Source organism: Polaromonas sp., from assembly GCF_039930745.1.
Classification (GTDB): domain Bacteria; phylum Pseudomonadota; class Gammaproteobacteria; order Burkholderiales; family Burkholderiaceae_C; genus Polaromonas.
This window is the reverse complement of the sequence record NZ_JBDTTH010000012.1, coordinates 32,902-49,285: the sequence shown is the minus strand read 5'-3', so window position 1 is coordinate 49,285 and position 16,384 is coordinate 32,902. Positions and strand designations below refer to the sequence as shown.

The 16,384-nt window shown below is 61.7% G+C and carries 16 protein-coding genes; 5 read left to right on the top strand and 11 right to left on the bottom strand.

The window, feature by feature from the left end; all coding sequences use genetic code 11:
• Positions 1-6: 6 nt before the first annotated feature.
• The 6 genes from ABI660_RS06590 to ABI660_RS06565 all read right to left on the bottom strand — a co-directional run bounded on the left by ABI660_RS06590 (position 7) and on the right by ABI660_RS06565 (position 5,621).
• Positions 7-1,476 carry an ABC transporter substrate-binding protein gene (locus ABI660_RS06590; RefSeq protein ID WP_348066139.1) on the bottom strand — a complete coding sequence of 490 codons (1,470 nt, stop codon included), beginning with the start codon at positions 1,474-1,476 and terminating at the stop codon, positions 7-9.
• A 78-nt stretch (positions 1,477-1,554) separates the two neighbouring features.
• Positions 1,555-1,884, bottom strand: coding sequence for a ferredoxin FdxA (gene fdxA, locus ABI660_RS06585; protein WP_348066137.1), 330 nt, complete (start codon positions 1,882-1,884; stop codon positions 1,555-1,557).
• Positions 1,881-2,867: a HEAT repeat domain-containing protein gene (locus tag ABI660_RS06580; protein WP_348066135.1), complete on the bottom strand. Its 987-nt coding sequence runs from the start codon at positions 2,865-2,867 to the stop codon at positions 1,881-1,883. The genes fdxA and ABI660_RS06580 overlap by 4 nt, the downstream gene beginning before the upstream one ends.
• Positions 2,868-2,878: 11 nt before the next feature.
• Positions 2,879-3,112: a ferredoxin family protein gene (locus ABI660_RS06575; RefSeq protein ID WP_305347446.1), complete on the bottom strand. Its 234-nt coding sequence runs from the start codon at positions 3,110-3,112 to the stop codon at positions 2,879-2,881.
• Between the two features lie 23 nt (positions 3,113-3,135).
• Positions 3,136-4,866, bottom strand: coding sequence for a fumarate reductase/succinate dehydrogenase flavoprotein subunit (locus ABI660_RS06570; protein WP_348066132.1), 1,731 nt, complete (start codon positions 4,864-4,866; stop codon positions 3,136-3,138).
• A 14-nt stretch (positions 4,867-4,880) separates the two neighbouring features.
• Positions 4,881-5,621 carry a GntR family transcriptional regulator gene (locus tag ABI660_RS06565; protein ID WP_348066130.1) on the bottom strand — a complete coding sequence of 247 codons (741 nt, stop codon included), beginning with the start codon at positions 5,619-5,621 and terminating at the stop codon, positions 4,881-4,883.
• Positions 5,622-6,063: 442 nt separating this feature from the next.
• Here ABI660_RS06565 and ABI660_RS06560 point away from each other — a divergent pair, with 442 nt between their 5' ends.
• The 3 genes from ABI660_RS06560 (at position 6,064) to ABI660_RS06550 (ending at position 10,422) form a co-directional block, all read left to right on the top strand.
• Positions 6,064-7,401 carry an NAD(P)/FAD-dependent oxidoreductase gene (locus ABI660_RS06560; protein ID WP_348066128.1) on the top strand — a complete coding sequence of 446 codons (1,338 nt, stop codon included), beginning with the start codon at positions 6,064-6,066 and terminating at the stop codon, positions 7,399-7,401.
• Positions 7,402-7,573: 172 nt separating this feature from the next.
• The gene (locus ABI660_RS06555; protein WP_348066126.1) at positions 7,574-10,009 is read left to right on the top strand and encodes a UvrD-helicase domain-containing protein; all 2,436 of its coding nucleotides are present in this window, start codon (positions 7,574-7,576) and stop codon (positions 10,007-10,009) included.
• A 47-nt stretch (positions 10,010-10,056) separates the two neighbouring features.
• Positions 10,057-10,422 (top strand): hypothetical protein, encoded by a 366-nt coding sequence (locus ABI660_RS06550; RefSeq protein WP_348066124.1) that lies wholly within the window; start codon positions 10,057-10,059, stop codon positions 10,420-10,422.
• On the opposite strand, the gene ABI660_RS06545 is transcribed toward ABI660_RS06550, so the two are convergent.
• Positions 10,415-11,572, bottom strand: coding sequence for an ABC transporter substrate-binding protein (locus ABI660_RS06545; protein ID WP_348066122.1), 1,158 nt, complete (start codon positions 11,570-11,572; stop codon positions 10,415-10,417). The genes ABI660_RS06550 and ABI660_RS06545 overlap by 8 nt on opposite strands.
• Positions 11,573-11,759: 187 nt before the next feature.
• Between ABI660_RS06545 and ABI660_RS06540 the strand changes: the two genes are divergently transcribed.
• Entirely contained in the window at positions 11,760-12,596 is an 837-nt protein-coding gene (locus ABI660_RS06540) for an IclR family transcriptional regulator (RefSeq protein WP_348066120.1), read from the top strand.
• Positions 12,597-12,744: 148 nt separating this feature from the next.
• Positions 12,745-13,215, top strand: coding sequence for a tetratricopeptide repeat protein (locus ABI660_RS06535; protein ID WP_348066119.1), 471 nt, complete (start codon positions 12,745-12,747; stop codon positions 13,213-13,215).
• 58 nt (positions 13,216-13,273) lie between these two features.
• Here ABI660_RS06535 and ABI660_RS06530 read toward each other — a convergent pair whose 3' ends face one another.
• The 4 genes from ABI660_RS06530 to ABI660_RS06515 all read right to left on the bottom strand — a co-directional run bounded on the left by ABI660_RS06530 (position 13,274) and on the right by ABI660_RS06515 (position 16,323).
• Positions 13,274-13,993: an iron dicitrate transport regulator FecR gene (locus tag ABI660_RS06530; protein ID WP_348066117.1), complete on the bottom strand. Its 720-nt coding sequence runs from the start codon at positions 13,991-13,993 to the stop codon at positions 13,274-13,276.
• A complete protein-coding gene (locus ABI660_RS06525; RefSeq protein ID WP_348066115.1) occupies positions 13,990-14,778 on the bottom strand; it encodes a BPSS1780 family membrane protein in 789 nt (262 codons plus the stop codon). Before ABI660_RS06525 ends, ABI660_RS06530 begins: the two co-directional genes overlap by 4 nt.
• 154 nt (positions 14,779-14,932) lie before the next feature.
• Positions 14,933-15,922, bottom strand: a complete 990-nt coding sequence (locus ABI660_RS06520; RefSeq protein ID WP_348066113.1) for a homoserine kinase — start codon at positions 15,920-15,922, stop codon at positions 14,933-14,935.
• A gap of 32 nt (positions 15,923-15,954) precedes the next feature.
• Positions 15,955-16,323, bottom strand: a complete 369-nt coding sequence (locus tag ABI660_RS06515; protein WP_348066111.1) for a hypothetical protein — start codon at positions 16,321-16,323, stop codon at positions 15,955-15,957.
• Positions 16,324-16,384 lie beyond the last annotated feature (61 nt).

The window sequence follows — 16,384 nt, the reverse complement described above, 5'->3', positions numbered from 1 at the left end:
AACCGATCAGAAGGGGGCCGACGCGGTCGTCAGAGCTTCGCTGTAGCTGGCGAGCTTGCCGCCGATTTTGGCTGCGTGGCTCTCGGCATCCTTTTTCAGCAGGAAAGGCACGATCACAGGCTTTTTGGCGTCGCTTGCGTTGATGGCGTAGAAGGCCTTGTCGGCAAACACCTTGATGCCCAGGGCGTGGTCGATCAGGTAGGCCACACGGATCTTTTTGCCCGCAGCTTCAAGCTTGGCGATGGCACCCAAGGTGCACAGCGGCGAGGCGTGCGGCTCCACACCTGCACCGTCGATCCACACCTCGCCGGCTTCCTTGGGCCGCGCGACAGGGGTCTTGCACAGCTTGTCGGTGCCGGTGATGTCGAACGATGCCATCGACTGCTTTTGTGCGTCGTAGTCGAGCTTGACCTGCTTGAATGCCTCACGCACGTAGGTTTCGTTGACCCAGGCATTGATGTCCAGCGGTTTCACGCGTTTGAGTTCAGTGAGCACGCCGTGGCCGATCTTGATCGTGTCGAGCCAGCGCGGCTTGATGGTCGGATCGAGCGTATGGATGCCGCCTGGGCCAAGGTACAGGTAGGCGACTTCCTTCTCGATCTTGGTCCATTCCTCCACCTTTGTCGCGGCGCGCACCGGGTCGGCCTTGAGCCAGGCGTTGGCTTCCATCAGCGCGCGGATGTAAGCGACCACCACCTCGGGGTACTGCTCGGCGAAATCCTTGCGCACGATCACGCCATGGAAGGTGGGCACATTGGTTTGCACGCCATCGAAGATCTTGCGGGCAAAACCACGGTAGGGCAGCAGGTCCGCGAAGGGCACGAAGTCGGCATGCGCGTCGATTTTCTTTTCCTGCAGGTTGGTGGTGCCCACCTCGGGGCTTTGGCTCACGAGACTGAAGAAGTCGGGCGGGAGGTTGCGCGACTGCAGCGCCTGCAGCACCATGCCATGCGCCGCGGAGCCGAAAGGCACCGAGACGACCTTGCCTTTGAGATCGGCGAACTCGTAGTAGGGTGAATCCTTGTGCACGACGATGCCGTTGCCCGAGCCGAAGGCGTTGTAGGCGATGGTGGCAATGAGCTGGGTTTCGTTGCCCGGCTGCGACTGGCCGGTAGCGCCCGCCACCAGCAGCGGGTAGTCACCCATCATGCCGATCTGCAGCTTCTTGGCCATCATGCCGTTGATGATGGGCGGGCCCGAGGTGGCGTTTTGCCAGTCGAGCTTGAACTCGATGTCCTTGTACTTGCCGGTCTTGGGCAGGTATTTTTCGATCAGCTTCATTTCCTTCAGCACCACGCCACCGGTGACGGTGTTGGTGGTGGTGTTCTGGGTGCCGATGCCGATGGTCACCACCTCCTTGGCCTGGGACGCCGCCAGGCCGGGCAGCAGCGCAAGGGCGAGAAGCAGGGTGGGTCGCCAGCGCGGCATCGCAAGCTTGGCGTGAAGGGACGAAAAGGCAGAGAGGTAAGAAGTCATCATGATCTCCAGGCTGGTTTCACAAGTCCTCGGGGTCGGTATCGCAAGTTCGATACCACGTCTGTCTCCTTCGGCGAATCAGGCGCTCTCCGTCAGCAGCGCTCTTTTGTCCTGTCGGTTCGCCCAGTCGTCGGCGTCGGGAAGTGGCTCACGCGACTGGGTAATGAGGGGCCATTTCGCGGCCAGTTCCGTATTCAGTGCCAGGTATTCCTTCTGACCGGCGGGCAGGTCTTTTTCCTCGACGATGGCCTCCACGGGACACTCCGGAATGCAGACGCCGCAATCGATGCAGACCTGCGGGTCAATCACCAGGAAGTTCGGTCCTTCGTGGAAACACTCCACCGGACAAACGGCCACGCAGTCGGTGTATTTGCAGCGTATGCAGGCTTCGGTGACAAGGTGGGTCATGGCAGGTCTCCTGTTGCAATGGCCCCGCTCATCTGGATGCTGGCCAGGGCCAGCTTGGCGAGTTTGCGCACATCGGGGTCGCTGTCGTGAAGGGCGCGCTCCAGGTGCGTGATCGCTCGCGGATCGCCCACTTCCCCCAGTGCAATCACCGCTTCCTTGCGCAGGTTGCTCACTGCATGTTGCAGGGCCTGGCAAAGCACCTCGACACCGCCCCTGGCCTTGAGCTTGCCCAGGCTGCGCGCCGCCTTGACGCGAACCTGCCAATAGTCGTCGTCCATGGCACGCACCAGATCGGGGACACCCAGCGCCGAGCCCAGCTTGGCAAAGGTGGTGGCTGCTTCCTCGCGGACTTGCCAGGCCGGATCGGTCAGGGCCCGGCTCAGCGCCGGGTGGACACTGATCTCGGCCGACTCGCCGGCGTAACCGAGGGCCCCCACGGCCACGCGGCGTACTTCCGGATCCGCGTCATGAACCGCCGCCTGGGTCAGGGTGCCGATGGCCTGCGGATTCTTCAGGTAACCCAACACCCCCACGGCAGCACGCCTGACCATGGCGTCTTCGTGCTGCAATGCGTGCAGGGCCGGTTCAAAAGCTTCGTTGACCCGCAGGGCGCGCACCGCGTGCAGCGCAGCGGCACGCACGCCGGGGTCGCTGTCGGTGAGATAGGGTAGAAGCTGGGTGGCTGAAGCCGGCTGCTTCAACTCGGCCAGGGTGTAAGCGACGGCGTCGCGCACCTCAGCGGAGCTGTCCTTGAGCAGGGGTACCAGTTGCACCAGCACCTCGGCTTCCTCGAAGCCCTCCAGCGCCTTCGCGGCTTCCAGCCGGACTTGCGCATCGGTATCGGCCAGGGCCGCGGTGAGCAGCGGGGCAACGTCGTCTTCCTCGTCGGTATAAGGCAGGTCAATCACGGCGATCCGGCGCACGCCGGCGTCGGGGCTGCGCAGGCGTTCATGGATGCTAGTGGGTGTGATCATGGCATTCATGGTCAGCTTCCTCAGCGCACCAGATAGGGGATGTTGACGTGCACCGCACCGGTGGGGCAGTCCTTTTCGCAGGGCATGCAATACCAGCATTCGTCGAACTTCATGAAGGCCTTGTTTTTCACCAGGTCGATGGCTAGAACGTCCAGCGGGCAGACGTCGACACAGACCGTGCAGCCCTTGTCGGCGATACATTTCTCCTCGTCGACTACGACGGGGGCCTGGGTGCGGGTGATGGCAATGGTCATGGTATTTCTCCGGGGGTAGGGGTTCAGGCGGCTTGGGCGGGGCGGGCGACGCGCAGGCGCTGGTAGGCGGACTTTTCCTGCTCGTTGAGCTCGACGACGTAGGGTTCGATGGCGCGTTTGCGGAACACGGCCTTGCCTTTTGCGTCGCTGGTGACGTTGGTGTGGCAAAACCAGTTCTCGTCGTCCTTTTCCGGATGGTCCACACACAGGTGGTACAGGCCCCAGCGGCTTTCGGTGCGGAACAGGGAGGCACGGGCCGCCAGTTCGGCGCAGTCGCGGATGGTGTGGGCTTCCATGGCACGCATCAGTTCGTGCGGGTCGGCGGCGATCATGGAATCAAGGTCTTCGCGGATCTCATCGAAGCGCTGCAGGCCGATCTCCATCTTGCGCGTGACCTTGGGCGGCTGCAGGTAGTCGTTGACGATGCGGCGGGTCTTGTATTCCACCTGGAAGGGCGTGAGGCCTTCGCTGCGCGACAGGGGGGCCAGCACGCGCTCGCGCTCGGCCTGCACCTTGTCCTGCTCGAAGCGCGGTTGCTCAATGCCCGAAACATAGTCGGCCGCGTTTTCGCCACAGAACTTGCCGTAGACAAAGGCACCGAGCATGTAGTTGTGCGGAATGCTGGCGCAGTCCCCGGCAGCGTACAGCCCCGGGATCGAGCACTCGCCCTTTTCGTTGGTCCAGATGCCGGATGCGCTGTGGCCGCTGCAAAAACCGATCTCGGAGATGTGCATCTCGATCATGCTCTTGCGGTAGTCTGTGCCACGCCCTTCATGGAAGCGGCCACGGCTTGGTCGCTCGTTGGTGTGCAGGATGTGCTCGATCTCCGAGATGGTTTCTTCGGCCAGATGGTCGAGCTTGAGGAATACCGGGCCCTTGCCGCCTTCGAGTTCGTTGAAGAACTCCATCATCATCTGGCCGCTCCAGTAGTCGCACTCGATGAAACGCTCGCCGGCGTTGTTCGAGGTGTAGCCGCCGAACGGGCCTGTCACGTAGGCGCAGGCAGGACCGTTGTAGTCCTTGATCAAGGGGTTGATCTGGAAACATTCCAGGTTGGTCAACTCGGCTCCCGCGTGATAAGCCATGACATGGCCTTCTCCGCTGTTGGTGGGGTTCTCGTAGGTGCCGAACAGATAGCCAGAAGCCGGCAGCCCCAGGCGTCCGGCGGCCCCGGTACAGATCACGACCGACTTGGCCTTGATGACATAAAAATCAGCGGTGCGGCAGTCGAAACCCATGACGCCGGCGACTTCCCCGGATGGGCCGGTGAGCAGGCGGGTCATCACCACTCGGTTGGTTATCTCGACTCGTGCGCGCTTAAGTTGCCGGTACAACACGCGTTTCATGTGGTGGCCTTCGGGCATGGGCAACACATAGCTGCCCAGGTGGTGTACCTTGCGCACCGCGTAGTCACCGGTTTCGTCTTTCTCGAATTTGATGCCCCACTTGTCGAGCTCCTCGATCATGGCGAAGCTGTTGGCCGCATAGGCGTACACGCCTTTCTGGTCCACCACACCATCGTTGGCGACGGTGATTTCCTTGGTGTATTGCTCGGGTGTGGCATGGCCGGGAATCACGGCGTTGTTCAATCCGTCCATGCCCATGGAGATGGCGCCGCTGCGCTTGACGTTGGCCTTGTCCACCAGGAGGACGCGCAGCTTCGGGTTTTTTTCCTTGGCTTTCACAGCCGCCATCGGGCCGCCGGTGCCTCCACCGACCACCACGATGTCGTATTCGAGTTCAATCGTTTTCATGTGTGCCTTTCGGTTCAAACGTGCTGGACAGGAACGCGATCGACGCGCACCCGGTACTGGAAGGCGTCGCCGCGGTAATAGAGGTGCTCATAGTCCACCGGCGTGCCATCGCTGGTATGCGTAGTGCGCTCTATGACCAGCACAGGCGAGCCCTCTTCCACGCGCAGCTGGGTGGCGAGGTTGTCATCTGCCAGGGTTGAGCCAATCTGCAAATCAGCGTGGCCGAGCGAGAGCCCATAGTCGTTTTCGAGAATCACAAATACGTCGCGGGTGGCGAGGTCTTCCTTGGCAAGCCGGTTACCCAGAGCGGTCGGCAAGTAGGTGACGTCCAGTGAAATCGGTTCACGGTTGAGGAAGCGCAGCCGCTGCAGTTCGGTGACGCGTGCCCTTTTCGGCAACTGGAGCCGTTCTTGTACTTGCGCGGTGGGCGTCACGGTTCGAATTGAGACAACGCGGGCAAAGGTTTCGTAGCCCATCTGGCGCATCGCTTCGCCAAAGCCCTGCAGCCGGCCCAGATCCTGGAAGGCTTTGGGCTTGGAGACAAAGGTGCCCTTGCCGTGCATGCGGAAAATCAGGCCTTCGTTCTGCAAGTCGTTCAGCGCCTGGCGCACCGTGATGCGGCTCACATTGAAGAGCGCCATCATTTCGCTTTCCGAGGGCATCTGCTGGTGCGGCTGGTAGCTGCCGTCAAGAATGCGCGCCCGCAGGATGTCCTTGATCTGTGCGTACAAGGGCGTGGGCGATTCGGGTTGCATGACCGCCTCAGCCGTGGGCTGCGGGCTTTCCGGGACCGCGTGGAGCGGGGTGTTGCGAAGCCTGGGATTCATGTGGGCACCAACTTGTTATGACAAGTTATGCTGAGCAAAAGCTGTGCCAGCCGAAAATGGCCTTTCAGCGCTTTCCAATATCTATAAAGGTGCGTAAAACCCGCCAGTGACCAGGGCAAAAGCTGCGGGCTGTGCACTTCCAGTGCATGGCTGGGTGCGAGCGCACAAAAATATGGCTGGTACCGCAATGTGCGGCGATGCAATCGTTGCCAAGCCTCTACCGGCTCTATATCTCTATATATAAATGAGTGCTGGCGGTCAGGGCCGCTGTAAAAGTTTGTGCCCTCATGGGGGCGGGGTGGTACCCTGCGGGTCCTTCTGTCATCGCAGGCATATGCAGCGCATGTGTCTTTACCCCACCGGCCTACCCATGAACGAAAACCCGATTCCCTGCTGTGATGTGCTTGTTGTAGGTGGCGGCCCCGCCGGCTCTACGATTGCGGCCCTGCTGGCCGCTCAAGGACGAGACGTCGTACTGCTTGAAAAGACGCACCATCCCCGGTTTCATATCGGTGAATCGTTGCTTCCGGCTAATGTGGAGCTTTTTGAACGGCTGGGTGTACGCGACCAGGTGGATCGCATCGGCATGCCCAAGTGGGGCATCGAATTTGTGTCACCGGAACATGCACACTGCAGCTACATCGAATTTGCCGATGCATGGGACAAAACGATGCCTTCGGCCTGGCAGGTGCGGCGTTCCGAGCTGGACGAACTTCTGTTTCGCAATGCCGCAACGCGCGGGGCGAAAACAATCGAAGGTTGTACCGTACGCGATGTGGTGTTTGACGCGGAGGGCGCCAGCGTTCAGGCCGAGATGAATGACGGGGCGAAGCGCAGCTGGCGCGCCCGCTTCGTGGTGGACGCTTCCGGCCGCGATACGCTGCTGGCCAACAAGTTGCGTTCCAAGGCAAAAAGCAGGGAGCACAACAGCACCGCTTTGTTTGGCCATTTCACCAACGTCGAGCGGCTGGAGGGCAAGCGCGAAGGCAACATCAGCATCTGCTGGTTCCCGCACGGCTGGTTCTGGTTCATTCCGCTGGCCGATGGCACAACCAGCGTCGGTGCAGTGTGCTGGCCGTATTACCTGAAGACCCGCGAGAAGCCGCTGCGCGAGTTTTTCATGGACACCATCGCTCTGGCGCCAGAACTCAAGCGACGCCTGGCCAATGCCACGCTCGTGGATGACGCGGTGCACGCCACCGGCAATTTTTCCTACAGCAGCACCCACGCTACCGGTGACCGCTACCTGATGCTGGGTGATGCGTATACCTTCATCGACCCGATGTTTTCTTCGGGCGTGTATCTGGCGATGCACAGTGCATTCGACGGCGCGGAGCTGGTCGCCACTGCGCTGGATCAGCCGGCTGACCTCCCTGCCGTGCGCAAAAGCTTTGAGACCATGATGCGCAAAGGGCCGAGCGAGTATTCGTGGTTCATTTACCGCGTCACCAATCCGACCATTCGGGAGATGTTCATGCATCCCGCCAATCCCTTTCGCGTCAAGGAAGCACTGCTATCGCTCCTGGCCGGAGACATTTTTGGCAAGACGCCGTTCTGGGGGCGGTTGCGGGTGTTCAAGGCGATCTACTACGGCATTTCACTGGCGAATTTTCGCCGCACCTGGGGCGGCTGGAAGCGCCACCGCATGGCCATCCGTGACGTAGGCGCGCTCAAGGGCGAGACCATTCTGAAGACGGACGGGAGCTAGAGCCCCCACGGTCGCTCACTGCGTGTAACTCCCTGCCCCCCGAGGGGGCGCTGCGCCTGCGGGCTGGCAAAGCCAGACCCGCGGCCCTGGCTGATTAAGAGAAATCTGCTTCGAGCGGACGGGGAAGCATCCCTGCACCGTGACGGTGCCGGTGTTCTTTCTACAATGGGGGATGTTCCCAGAAGTCCCCAGCTCCCCCCTCCTGCACAACCTCAATCCGGAGCAACTCGCAGCGGTCACGCTGCCCAACACGCATGCGCTGATCCTGGCTGGCGCCGGTTCCGGCAAGACGCGGGTGCTGACCACCCGCATCGCCTGGCTGCTGCAAAACGGCTACGTTTCGCCCGGCGGCGTCCTGGCGGTGACCTTTACCAACAAGGCGGCCAAGGAAATGCTGACGCGCCTTTCCGCCATGCTGCCCGTCAATGTGCGCGGCATGTGGATAGGCACCTTCCACGGTCTGTGCAACCGCTTTTTGCGCGCGCACTACAAGCTCGCCAACCTGCCGTCCACCTTCCAGATCCTGGACACGCAGGACCAGCTGTCGGCGATCAAGCGCCTGTGCAAGCAGTTCAACATCGACGACGAGCGCTTTCCACCCAAGCAACTGATGTGGTTCATCGCGGGCTGCAAGGAAGACGGCCAGCGCGCCAAAGACGTGGTGATGCGCGATGAAGAGACGCGAAAGAAGGCCGAGATTTACGCGCTTTATGAAGAGCAGTGCCAGCGCGAAGGCGTGGTCGATTTCGGCGAGCTGATGCTGCGCAGCTATGAGCTGCTGCGCGACAACGCTCCGGTGCGCGAGCATTACCAGCGGCGCTTCCGGCACATCCTGATCGACGAGTTCCAGGACACCAACAAGCTGCAGTACGCCTGGATCAAGATGCTGGCCGGGCAGGGTGACGATGCCGCGACGGGTGATCACGCGATGCCGGGCGGCTCCGTGGTGGCGGTGGGCGATGATGACCAGAGCATTTACGCTTTCCGCGGCGCACGTGTGGGCAATATGGCCGATTTCGTGCGTGAGTTCCATGTGCAGCATCAGATCAAACTGGAGCGCAACTACCGCAGCTTCGGCAACATTCTGGATTCGGCCAACGAACTGATCAGCCACAACAGCAAGCGCCTGGGCAAAAACCTGCGCACCGAGGCCGGCCCTGGTGAGCCGGTGCGTGTGTTTGAAGCGGCGTCGGATTTCGGCGAGGCCCAGTGGTTTGTCGACGAAGTGCGGCAACTGGTGCGTGACGGCACCGAGCGCAAGGAGATCGCGCTGCTCTACCGCAGCAATGCGCAAAGCCGGGTCATGGAAACCGCGCTGTTCAACAACGGGATTCCTTACCGCGTCTATGGCGGCCTGCGCTTTTTCGAGCGAGCCGAGATCAAACACGCCCTGGCTTATTTACGCCTGATGGACAACCCGCATGACGACACCAGCTTCATGCGCATCGTCAACTTCCCCCCGCGCGGCATTGGCCTGCGTAGCATCGAGCAGTTGCAGGACGTGGCGCGCGCCTCGGGCTGCTCGCTGCATGACGCGGTCAGTGCCGTGCCCGGCAAGGCTGGCACCAACCTCGGCGCCTTCGTCGCCAAAATCGATGTGCTGCGCGAGCAGACGCCGGGCCTGAGCCTGCGCGAGATCATCGAACTGGTGCTGCAGCACAGCGGGCTGGAAGAGCATTACCAGCTCGAGAAGGAAGGCCAGGACCGGCTCGAGAATCTGGGCGAACTGGTGAACGCTGCCGAGTCATTTGTGAGCATGGAGGGTTTCGGCCGCGATGCGGTGGCACTGCCGGTCGATGAACTCGGCACTGCGCTGTCGCAATCGCCAGCCAGCCAGGGGCTGGACCCATCCGTGGCGCCAAGCGACGAGCCACTGCCGGAATTGCTGGCGCCAGACCAGGAGACCGGCGAAACACTGTCGCCGCTGGCCGCTTTCCTGACCCACGCCGCGCTTGAGTCCGGTGACAACCAGGCGCAGGCCGGGCAGGATGCGGTGCAACTGATGACGGTGCATTCGTCCAAAGGCCTGGAGTTCGACTGCGTATTCATCTCCGGCCTGGAAGACGGCATCTTTCCGCATGAAAATTCATTGAGCGACGCCGGTGGCATCGAGGAAGAGCGTCGCCTGATGTATGTGGCGATCACGCGTGCGCGCCAGCGCCTGTACCTCAGCCATTCGCAGACGCGCATGCTGCATGGCCAGACCCGCTACAACCTGAAAAGCCGCTTTTTTGATGAGCTGCCGGAGGCGGCGCTGAAATGGATCACGACGAAAAATCAGGGTTTCGCGCAGGCCTATGGTGGTCACGGAGGTGCCTGGGGCGCTACAAATTCAGGAGCCGCTGGCGCCCGTGGGGATTGGGCCAAGGCCGCTTTTTCCTCAAAAAACCAGAGCGGCGACAAATTCACCAATCCACCGGTGCCGCCGCAGCGCAATGCGCCTTCGCATGGCTTGAAAACCGGCATCGAGGTGTTTCACGCCAGGTTTGGCGAAGGCAAGGTGATGATGCTCGAGGGCAGCGGTGACGATGCCCGGGCACAAATCAATTTCACGCGGCATGGGGTGAAATGGCTGGCGCTGAGTGTGGCCAAGCTCACGGTGGTTTAAGCCTTGGTTAAGATCGGCCAGACGACCAAACCGCCCGCGAGAGAACAATGAACGAGACAGAAATCAATCCTGAAGCAGACGAGGCGACCGTCGAGGTCAGCCACCAGGAGTTCAAGACCGGCCTGCCCATGGGCCGTTTTCGTCTGATCGTCAACCCAGAGCGTGCGCAGAAATACGTCAAGCACCGGCTGTTCGTGATCGGCATTTCATTGCCGCTCCTGGGCATAGGCGCGGCGCTGGCCCTGTCCGGCTATGTGTGGTGGGGGCTGCCACTGGTGCTTGTCGGCGCCTTGCTGCCCCGCGTCATCAAGGCGCATGCCGCCCGGATCCTGCTGCACCTGGCGCTGCATGATGCCAGGACCTACCGGGAAGCGATCGAGTACGAGATCCTGGAAGTACGTCGCGCTATCTAAGCAGCCTTCCGTCCCGTCCGATCACGGTCACTTCGACAAATTTCGAGCCGACGTGGTTTTCCGGCGAGAAACTCACCTTGAAGCCTCCCACGTCATAGCTGTTCATTTTTTCGAGCTGGCTGATGATTTTCGCCCGGGTAGGATCGGCACCGCTGCGGCGTATGGCTTCCACAAGAATCTTGGCTGCGATGAAGGACTCCATGCTGGCGTAGGAAATCACCTTGTCCGGCTGGTACTTGGCCATCAGGGTCTGGAACTCGCGGGCCACTGGCGCCAGCGTGGAATAGGGATAAGGCATGACCTGTGAAATGCCGATGCCGCGGGCGTTGTCCTCGCCGGCGTTTTTCAATAGCTCCTTGAAATTCACCACTGAGATGCTGAACAGCCGAGCCTTGCTGCCCTGCGCCCGCATTTTTTTGATGAAGGCAGCTGAGGCCCGGTTGACCGAGACCATGATGATGGCGTCTGGATTGGCCGGGGCAATGGCGGCGACCGCTGCATCAACTTCGTCAGGCTTGGTGCGGTCATAAGCGCCCGTGGCCACAGCCTTCATGCCGAGTTTTTGCAACGCGCTTTCAGCACCCACCAGGCCGCTTTTGCCAAAAGGATCGTCCTGGTACATCACGGCGAAGCGGCGCAGGCCGATGGTGTGCAGATGCTCCACCATGCGCGCGGTCTCGTCGGTGTAGCTGGCCCGGATGTGGAAGATCTGCGGGTTCATCGGGTCGCGCAGATCCTTGGCTCCGGTATAAGGCGCCAGCAGCGCAATGCCGGCGTCTTCCAGCACCTTGTTTTTGTTCAGGGCCAGCACGTTGCCGGTGCCGACAAAGCCGAACAGCGCCAGCGGCTTGTCTTCGGCCAGCAGTTGGCGCGTCAGGGCCAGGGTCTGATCCGGCTTGTAGCTGTCGTCCTTGAGGGCAACGCGGATCTTGCGGCCGTAAATGCCGCCGTTGTCATTGATATAAGCGAAATACGCTGCGCCACCGGCCACGTATTCGTTGCCGGTTCCAGCGATCACGCCAGTCAGCGGCGCCACCTGCCCGATCACCAGATCTTCGCGTCCCGGCGCCGCGTGGCCGGGAAGGACAAACGACAGCAAGGCGGCAAAGCCCAGGGCCCAGACCGCGGGCTGAATTATCTTGTTTTGCATCAGGTTCTCCTCAATGGTTGATGACGTCTGCGTGTTCTGCATTGCAGAACTAATTTCTTAATCCCACAAGCTGATTCTGAAACACTCTGACACATTTACACTTATGGATTTCCCGAGTTGTGGGGATAAACAGACTGTCTAGATGCCACAATGATTGGGCTTTTAATTCCGCAATGCAGAACTACCGATGTCCAGAACTCCTGTTTCCACCCTGACGATCTCCAGAACAGTCAGCCTTGTTCATGCCAAGGAAGACCGGCACTTTGTGACAGCTTTGGCACGTGGGCTGGATGTGCTGAGCGCTTTTCGCTCACGCGACCGGACGCTGGGCAACCAGGAGCTGGCGCGCCGCTGCGGCTTGCCCAAGTCGACGATTTCGCGCCTGACCTACACGCTGACCAAACATGGCTATCTGGAGCACGCCCAGGACAACCATGGTCATGCCGGCTACCGGCTGGGCAGTGCGGTGCTGGCACTCGGCAGCGCCATGCTGGCGCGCATGGATATGCGCCAGCTGGCCAGACCAGTGATGCAGGAGCTGGCCGAGAGTTCGCAGGCCATGGTGTCGCTAGGCATTCGCGACCGCCTGAGTATGATTTACGTCGAAAACTGCCGTAGCGAGTCCGCGCTCACGCTCAGCCTGGATGTCGGTTCACGTATCCCGCTGGCCAGTACCGCGATGGGCCGCGCCTACCTGTCCGGTTGCAGCGACAGTGAGCGCAGCGACCTCATGGAGCGCATTCGAGGCCAGGATGAGGCGGCCTGGCCCCAAACCCGGGAGGCGCTGGAGTCGGCGCTGGCGCACTACCGCGAGCACGGCTGCTGCGCCTCGTTTGGCGATTGGCAGAAGGACGTCAATGCGATTGCCGCTGCCTTCCGCCCGACCGGCGGGCGTTCGATGATGGTGGTCAATTGCGGCGGCCCGGGCTTTAACCTGTCGCCGCAGTTTTTGATGACCCAGGTGCGGCCGCAACTGGTGGCCCTGGTCAGGAGGCTGCAGAACGCCTCCGGCGACGCGTTTTAAAGCAGGGCGCAGTTTTTGCCGGCTGCGTCATGGCGCAGCTCGCCTGGCACCTTTTTGATTTCAGGAATCGTGACATGATGCCGCATCCAGTTGGCGTTTTCCTGCGTGCATATAGTCGGCACCAACGCCTTTTTCCGGAGACTTTGCGATGAACATCAAGCTCTTGTTTCTTGCCCTGGCGGCCTGCACCGCTGTGGCCCATGCCGCCGACACCCCCGGCAGCAACCCCACCGCGCCACGTACGTCAGTGAGCGACCGCCTGGGCAACGCCCGCACGGCCATTGCGGCCAAGGACTGGAATCGGGCCATGTCCGAGCTGACCGTCGCTGCGCGTGAGGAGCCGCGCAACGCGGACGTGCACAACCTGCTGGGTTATAGCTACAGGAAGCGTCCCACGCCCGACATCACCAAGGCGTTCGAGCACTACTACACGGCGCTCAAACTCGACCCCCGGCACAAGGGTGCGCATGAGTACATCGGGCAGGCTTACTTGACGGAGAAACGGCCGCAGGAGGCCGAAAAACATCTGGCTGAGCTGGAAAAAATCTGCGGCAACAAGACCTGCGAAGAGTACGCAGACCTCAGCAAGGCAATCACGGAGTACAAGGCGAAGAACTGAGCGCAAGGGGCGCCGTTGCGGCGCTTGAAAGCCGCTTGTCGGCTGGCTTCCTCAAGGCTCAGTACGTCATCCTGCCGCTGCCGTCCTTGGTCCCTTTTCGGCCGACAATCTGCCAGGCTGTGCGCTGGTCCACCAGCCCGGCCAGGAATTCCAGCTCTTCGTCAGTGTGGTTCAGGGCCTGGGCCGGGGACAGGTAAAGCCCGTTCTTGGGCTCGGCGTCGGCCCAGAAGGACTGGTGGTATTGCGCCTGGGACAGCTGCTTTTGCCCGCTCGCGCCCAGGTCCACCGTGCCATAGCAGTTGCAGAAATAGTTGCGGTTGCCCCGGTCGGCAAAAACCTCCGCATACACGCCGGTGCCGCGTATGCCCGCAGTCAGGGTAGGCATGACAATCGAGCGGTTCACCCCCTTGCCCCAGACGCTGGCCACGGCGCCTGTCAGCAGGCGCAGCAGGCTGACCGCATTGAGCGTGGCGCCGCGTTCCACCGACAGGCGCGAGTTCTGACGTACCTGGAAGGCCGAATTGCCGATCACGAACACCAGGCTGGCGCCCGGTCCGGTCTGGATCTCGTCCCCGGTCTGAATCGTTTGCTGTGGATTCAGGCGATTGCCATTGATGGTGGCGTCGCCGTTCAGCTGCACGATGTTGCTGCGTTGCTGTGCGAGGGCGGCCGGCAATCCGCCCATGGCCACCCAGGCCGCGGCGGCCTTGAGCGCGTCACGCCTCTGGAACCACAAAATTTCTTTTTCTTGCCGGCCTTGCAGCAGGTGCTGTGTCATGGTGTTTCTCCTGGGGTGGGGTTGTTGTCGGTGTTGTCAGGATCGTCGGTCGGGGAAGCATCAAAACTGTCGCGAAAGGTGAAATAAAGCGAGCTTGAAAACATGGCGGCCATCAGCAGTGCGGCCGGCATGACCAGCGCGGCTGCCGCTTCGGGGCTGGCCAGCAGGCCGGCAAGCAAGCTCACGGCCAGGCCAATGACCATGAGCACCACCATCCAGGTGAGGCCGAACAGCACATAGGCGCCGGCATTCCTGAAACAGACGACGGCACTGAAAAACAGGCTTTTGACCGGCGCCACGCCATGCCAGTGCACCAGGGCAGGGGCATGCCAGAACAGCACTGAAATCGGCAAATACAGGACCATGATCATCAGCATCGCGCCCTGCATCTCCGGGGCAAGGGCACTTTCGCGGCTGACCGGCACCTCGAAAAACAGCGGCACCACGGAAACAATCAGCAGGCATGCCGCCGCGTACAGGAAGCCCAGAACCATCATGGCACGGCCGCGCTGCTGGCCCGCCCGGAAAGCGCTGACCAGGATGGCGGGCATGGGGAAACGGCCTTTGGTGGCTTCCAGCGTGGCCGCCATCAGCCCGAGTGTGGCTGCCGGCACGATGGCCAGCGCCAGAACCACGCCAACGAAGGGAATCAGCGATGCCAGCGTAGCCGCCGCCATGTACATGAAAAACAGGCCAGCCAGCGCCAGTGGCTGCTTGAAGAAGGTTTGTATGCCGAGCTTGACCCATGTGATGCCAGTACGTGCGGGAACGATGTTTAGTTTCATTGCGTGAGGTGCATGTTGAGGGGTCAAGCCTGTCCAGGCTCAGTCAAAAAGGCTAAAAAAGGCGGACTCGGTGAACAATTTAACGCCGGCAGGGCAGTTTGCTTCAAAAACGGCGGCTTGCCAGTTTCCTGCGGCCGGCAGCGAGCTCACAAATTCAGGATGCTAGGCCGCAGGGGTGGGCCACCCGCTGGCGCAGCACCCGCTCGAAATGGCCCGGGTCGTGCGCCTGCAGCAGGGCTGCCTCGCGCGGCAGGTAAAAGTCCCACAGTCGCGAGATCCAGAAACGCAGGGCACCGGCCCTTTGCATGGCCGGCAGCAGGCTGCGCTCCTGCGAAGTGAGTGGACGCACGGCCTGGTAGGCTGCCAGGAAGGCCCGGGTCCGCGCGGCGTCGCCCTCGCCGGTGGCCAGGTCCACGCACCAGTCGTTGAGGCTGACGCCGATGTCAAACAGCAGGGCGTCCCAGCCGGCGAAGTAAAAATCAAAAAATCCGGTGAGGCGCATCTGGCTGCCTTCACCCTCGAACATCACGTTGTCGCGAAACAGGTCGGCATGGACAGGCCCGCGTGGCAAAGCCTGCCAGGCCGAGGACGCCGCTACATGGTTCTGGTAGGCCAGCTCGGACAGGATCAGGCTGGATTGTTCAGCGCTGAGGTAGGGCAGCACCACCGGCACGGTTTCGTTCCACCAGGGCAGGCCGCGCAGGTTGGCTTGCTGGCGCGGAAAATCCTGCCCCGCCAGGTGCATGCGCGCCAGCATGTCGCCCACTGCAGCGCAGTGAGCAGGCGTGGGAGCGAGTTCGCTGCCGCCGCGCAAACGGTCCACGACGGCGGCGGGTTTGTTCTTGAGCCGGTGCAGGATGTCGCCGGGCTGGCTGCCGGCGTCTGCCGTGACGGCGGCGTGCGGTTCGGGCACCGGAATGCCGCGCTGCGCCAGGTGTTTCATCAGATGCAGATAAAACGGCAACTGCTCAAAGCCCAGGCGCTCAAACAGGGTCAGGACGTAACGGCCCTGGTCGGTGTCGGCGAAGTAGTTGGTATTTTCAATGCCGCCCGAACAGGCGTCCAGGGTTTGCAGCTGCCCCAGTCCGAGCGAATGCAAAAGGGGAGCGGCCTCGTCGAACGAGACTTCGGTGTAAACGGCCATGCCTGGGACTGAAACTGAAACTGAAGGGAAAACTAGAACTTGAGGACGTTCCAGACACGGCTGCCGGTAGCGCCGGCGCCTGATTTGGACGGGGCCGTGCCGCCGCCCTTGGTGGAGTCCGATGGCAGCACTTCGTAGGCCGGCACATTGGTTTTGGGCTGTACCGTGATGCTTTGCGTCTCACCCCCGACGCGCACTTCGTCGATGCGCGAACCGGCGTCTTCGGTGCGGATGCGCTGAATTGCGGCATCCGGCCGGCGGCTGGCCGGGTTGGTGCCGGGCTCCACGGCAGGGGCTGGTGCCGGGGCCGCAGCGGGTGCGGCTGTCTGGGCCAGGGCCGGGACGCAAGCCAGCACAGAGGCAGCAGTGGCGAGCAAAAGGGAGCAAAAAGGGTGTTGCATGCCTGCATTGTAGGGGGCCGGAACCACGGTGGATAGAGCCTGCAAAACGGTGACAATTGGC

Bases quoted from the DNA above. Each gene is read 5' to 3' on its own strand.
- ABI660_RS06540 (WP_348066120.1), top strand. From the start codon at position 11,760: ATGTCCAGAACTCCTGTTTCCACCCTGACGATCTCCAGAACAGTCAGC.
- ABI660_RS06515 (WP_348066111.1), bottom strand. From the start codon at position 16,323: ATGCAACACCCTTTTTGCTCCCTTTTGCTCGCCACTGCTGCCTCTGTG.
- ABI660_RS06590 (WP_348066139.1), bottom strand. From the start codon at position 1,476: ATGACTTCTTACCTCTCTGCCTTTTCGTCCCTTCACGCCAAGCTTGCG.
- ABI660_RS06520 (WP_348066113.1), bottom strand. From the start codon at position 15,922: ATGGCCGTTTACACCGAAGTCTCGTTCGACGAGGCCGCTCCCCTTTTG.
- ABI660_RS06570 (WP_348066132.1), bottom strand. From the start codon at position 4,866: ATGAAAACGATTGAACTCGAATACGACATCGTGGTGGTCGGTGGAGGC.
- ABI660_RS06580 (WP_348066135.1), bottom strand. From the start codon at position 2,867: ATGAATGCCATGATCACACCCACTAGCATCCATGAACGCCTGCGCAGC.
- ABI660_RS06525 (WP_348066115.1), bottom strand. From the start codon at position 14,778: ATGAAACTAAACATCGTTCCCGCACGTACTGGCATCACATGGGTCAAG.
- ABI660_RS06555 (WP_348066126.1), top strand. From the start codon at position 7,574: ATGTTCCCAGAAGTCCCCAGCTCCCCCCTCCTGCACAACCTCAATCCG.
- fdxA (WP_348066137.1), bottom strand. From the start codon at position 1,884: ATGACCCACCTTGTCACCGAAGCCTGCATACGCTGCAAATACACCGAC.
- ABI660_RS06550 (WP_348066124.1), top strand. From the start codon at position 10,057: ATGAACGAGACAGAAATCAATCCTGAAGCAGACGAGGCGACCGTCGAG.
- ABI660_RS06545 (WP_348066122.1), bottom strand. From the start codon at position 11,572: ATGCAAAACAAGATAATTCAGCCCGCGGTCTGGGCCCTGGGCTTTGCC.
- ABI660_RS06565 (WP_348066130.1), bottom strand. From the start codon at position 5,621: ATGCAACCCGAATCGCCCACGCCCTTGTACGCACAGATCAAGGACATC.
- ABI660_RS06535 (WP_348066119.1), top strand. From the start codon at position 12,745: ATGAACATCAAGCTCTTGTTTCTTGCCCTGGCGGCCTGCACCGCTGTG.
- ABI660_RS06560 (WP_348066128.1), top strand. From the start codon at position 6,064: ATGAACGAAAACCCGATTCCCTGCTGTGATGTGCTTGTTGTAGGTGGC.
- ABI660_RS06530 (WP_348066117.1), bottom strand. From the start codon at position 13,993: ATGACACAGCACCTGCTGCAAGGCCGGCAAGAAAAAGAAATTTTGTGG.
- ABI660_RS06575 (WP_305347446.1), bottom strand. From the start codon at position 3,112: ATGACCATTGCCATCACCCGCACCCAGGCCCCCGTCGTAGTCGACGAG.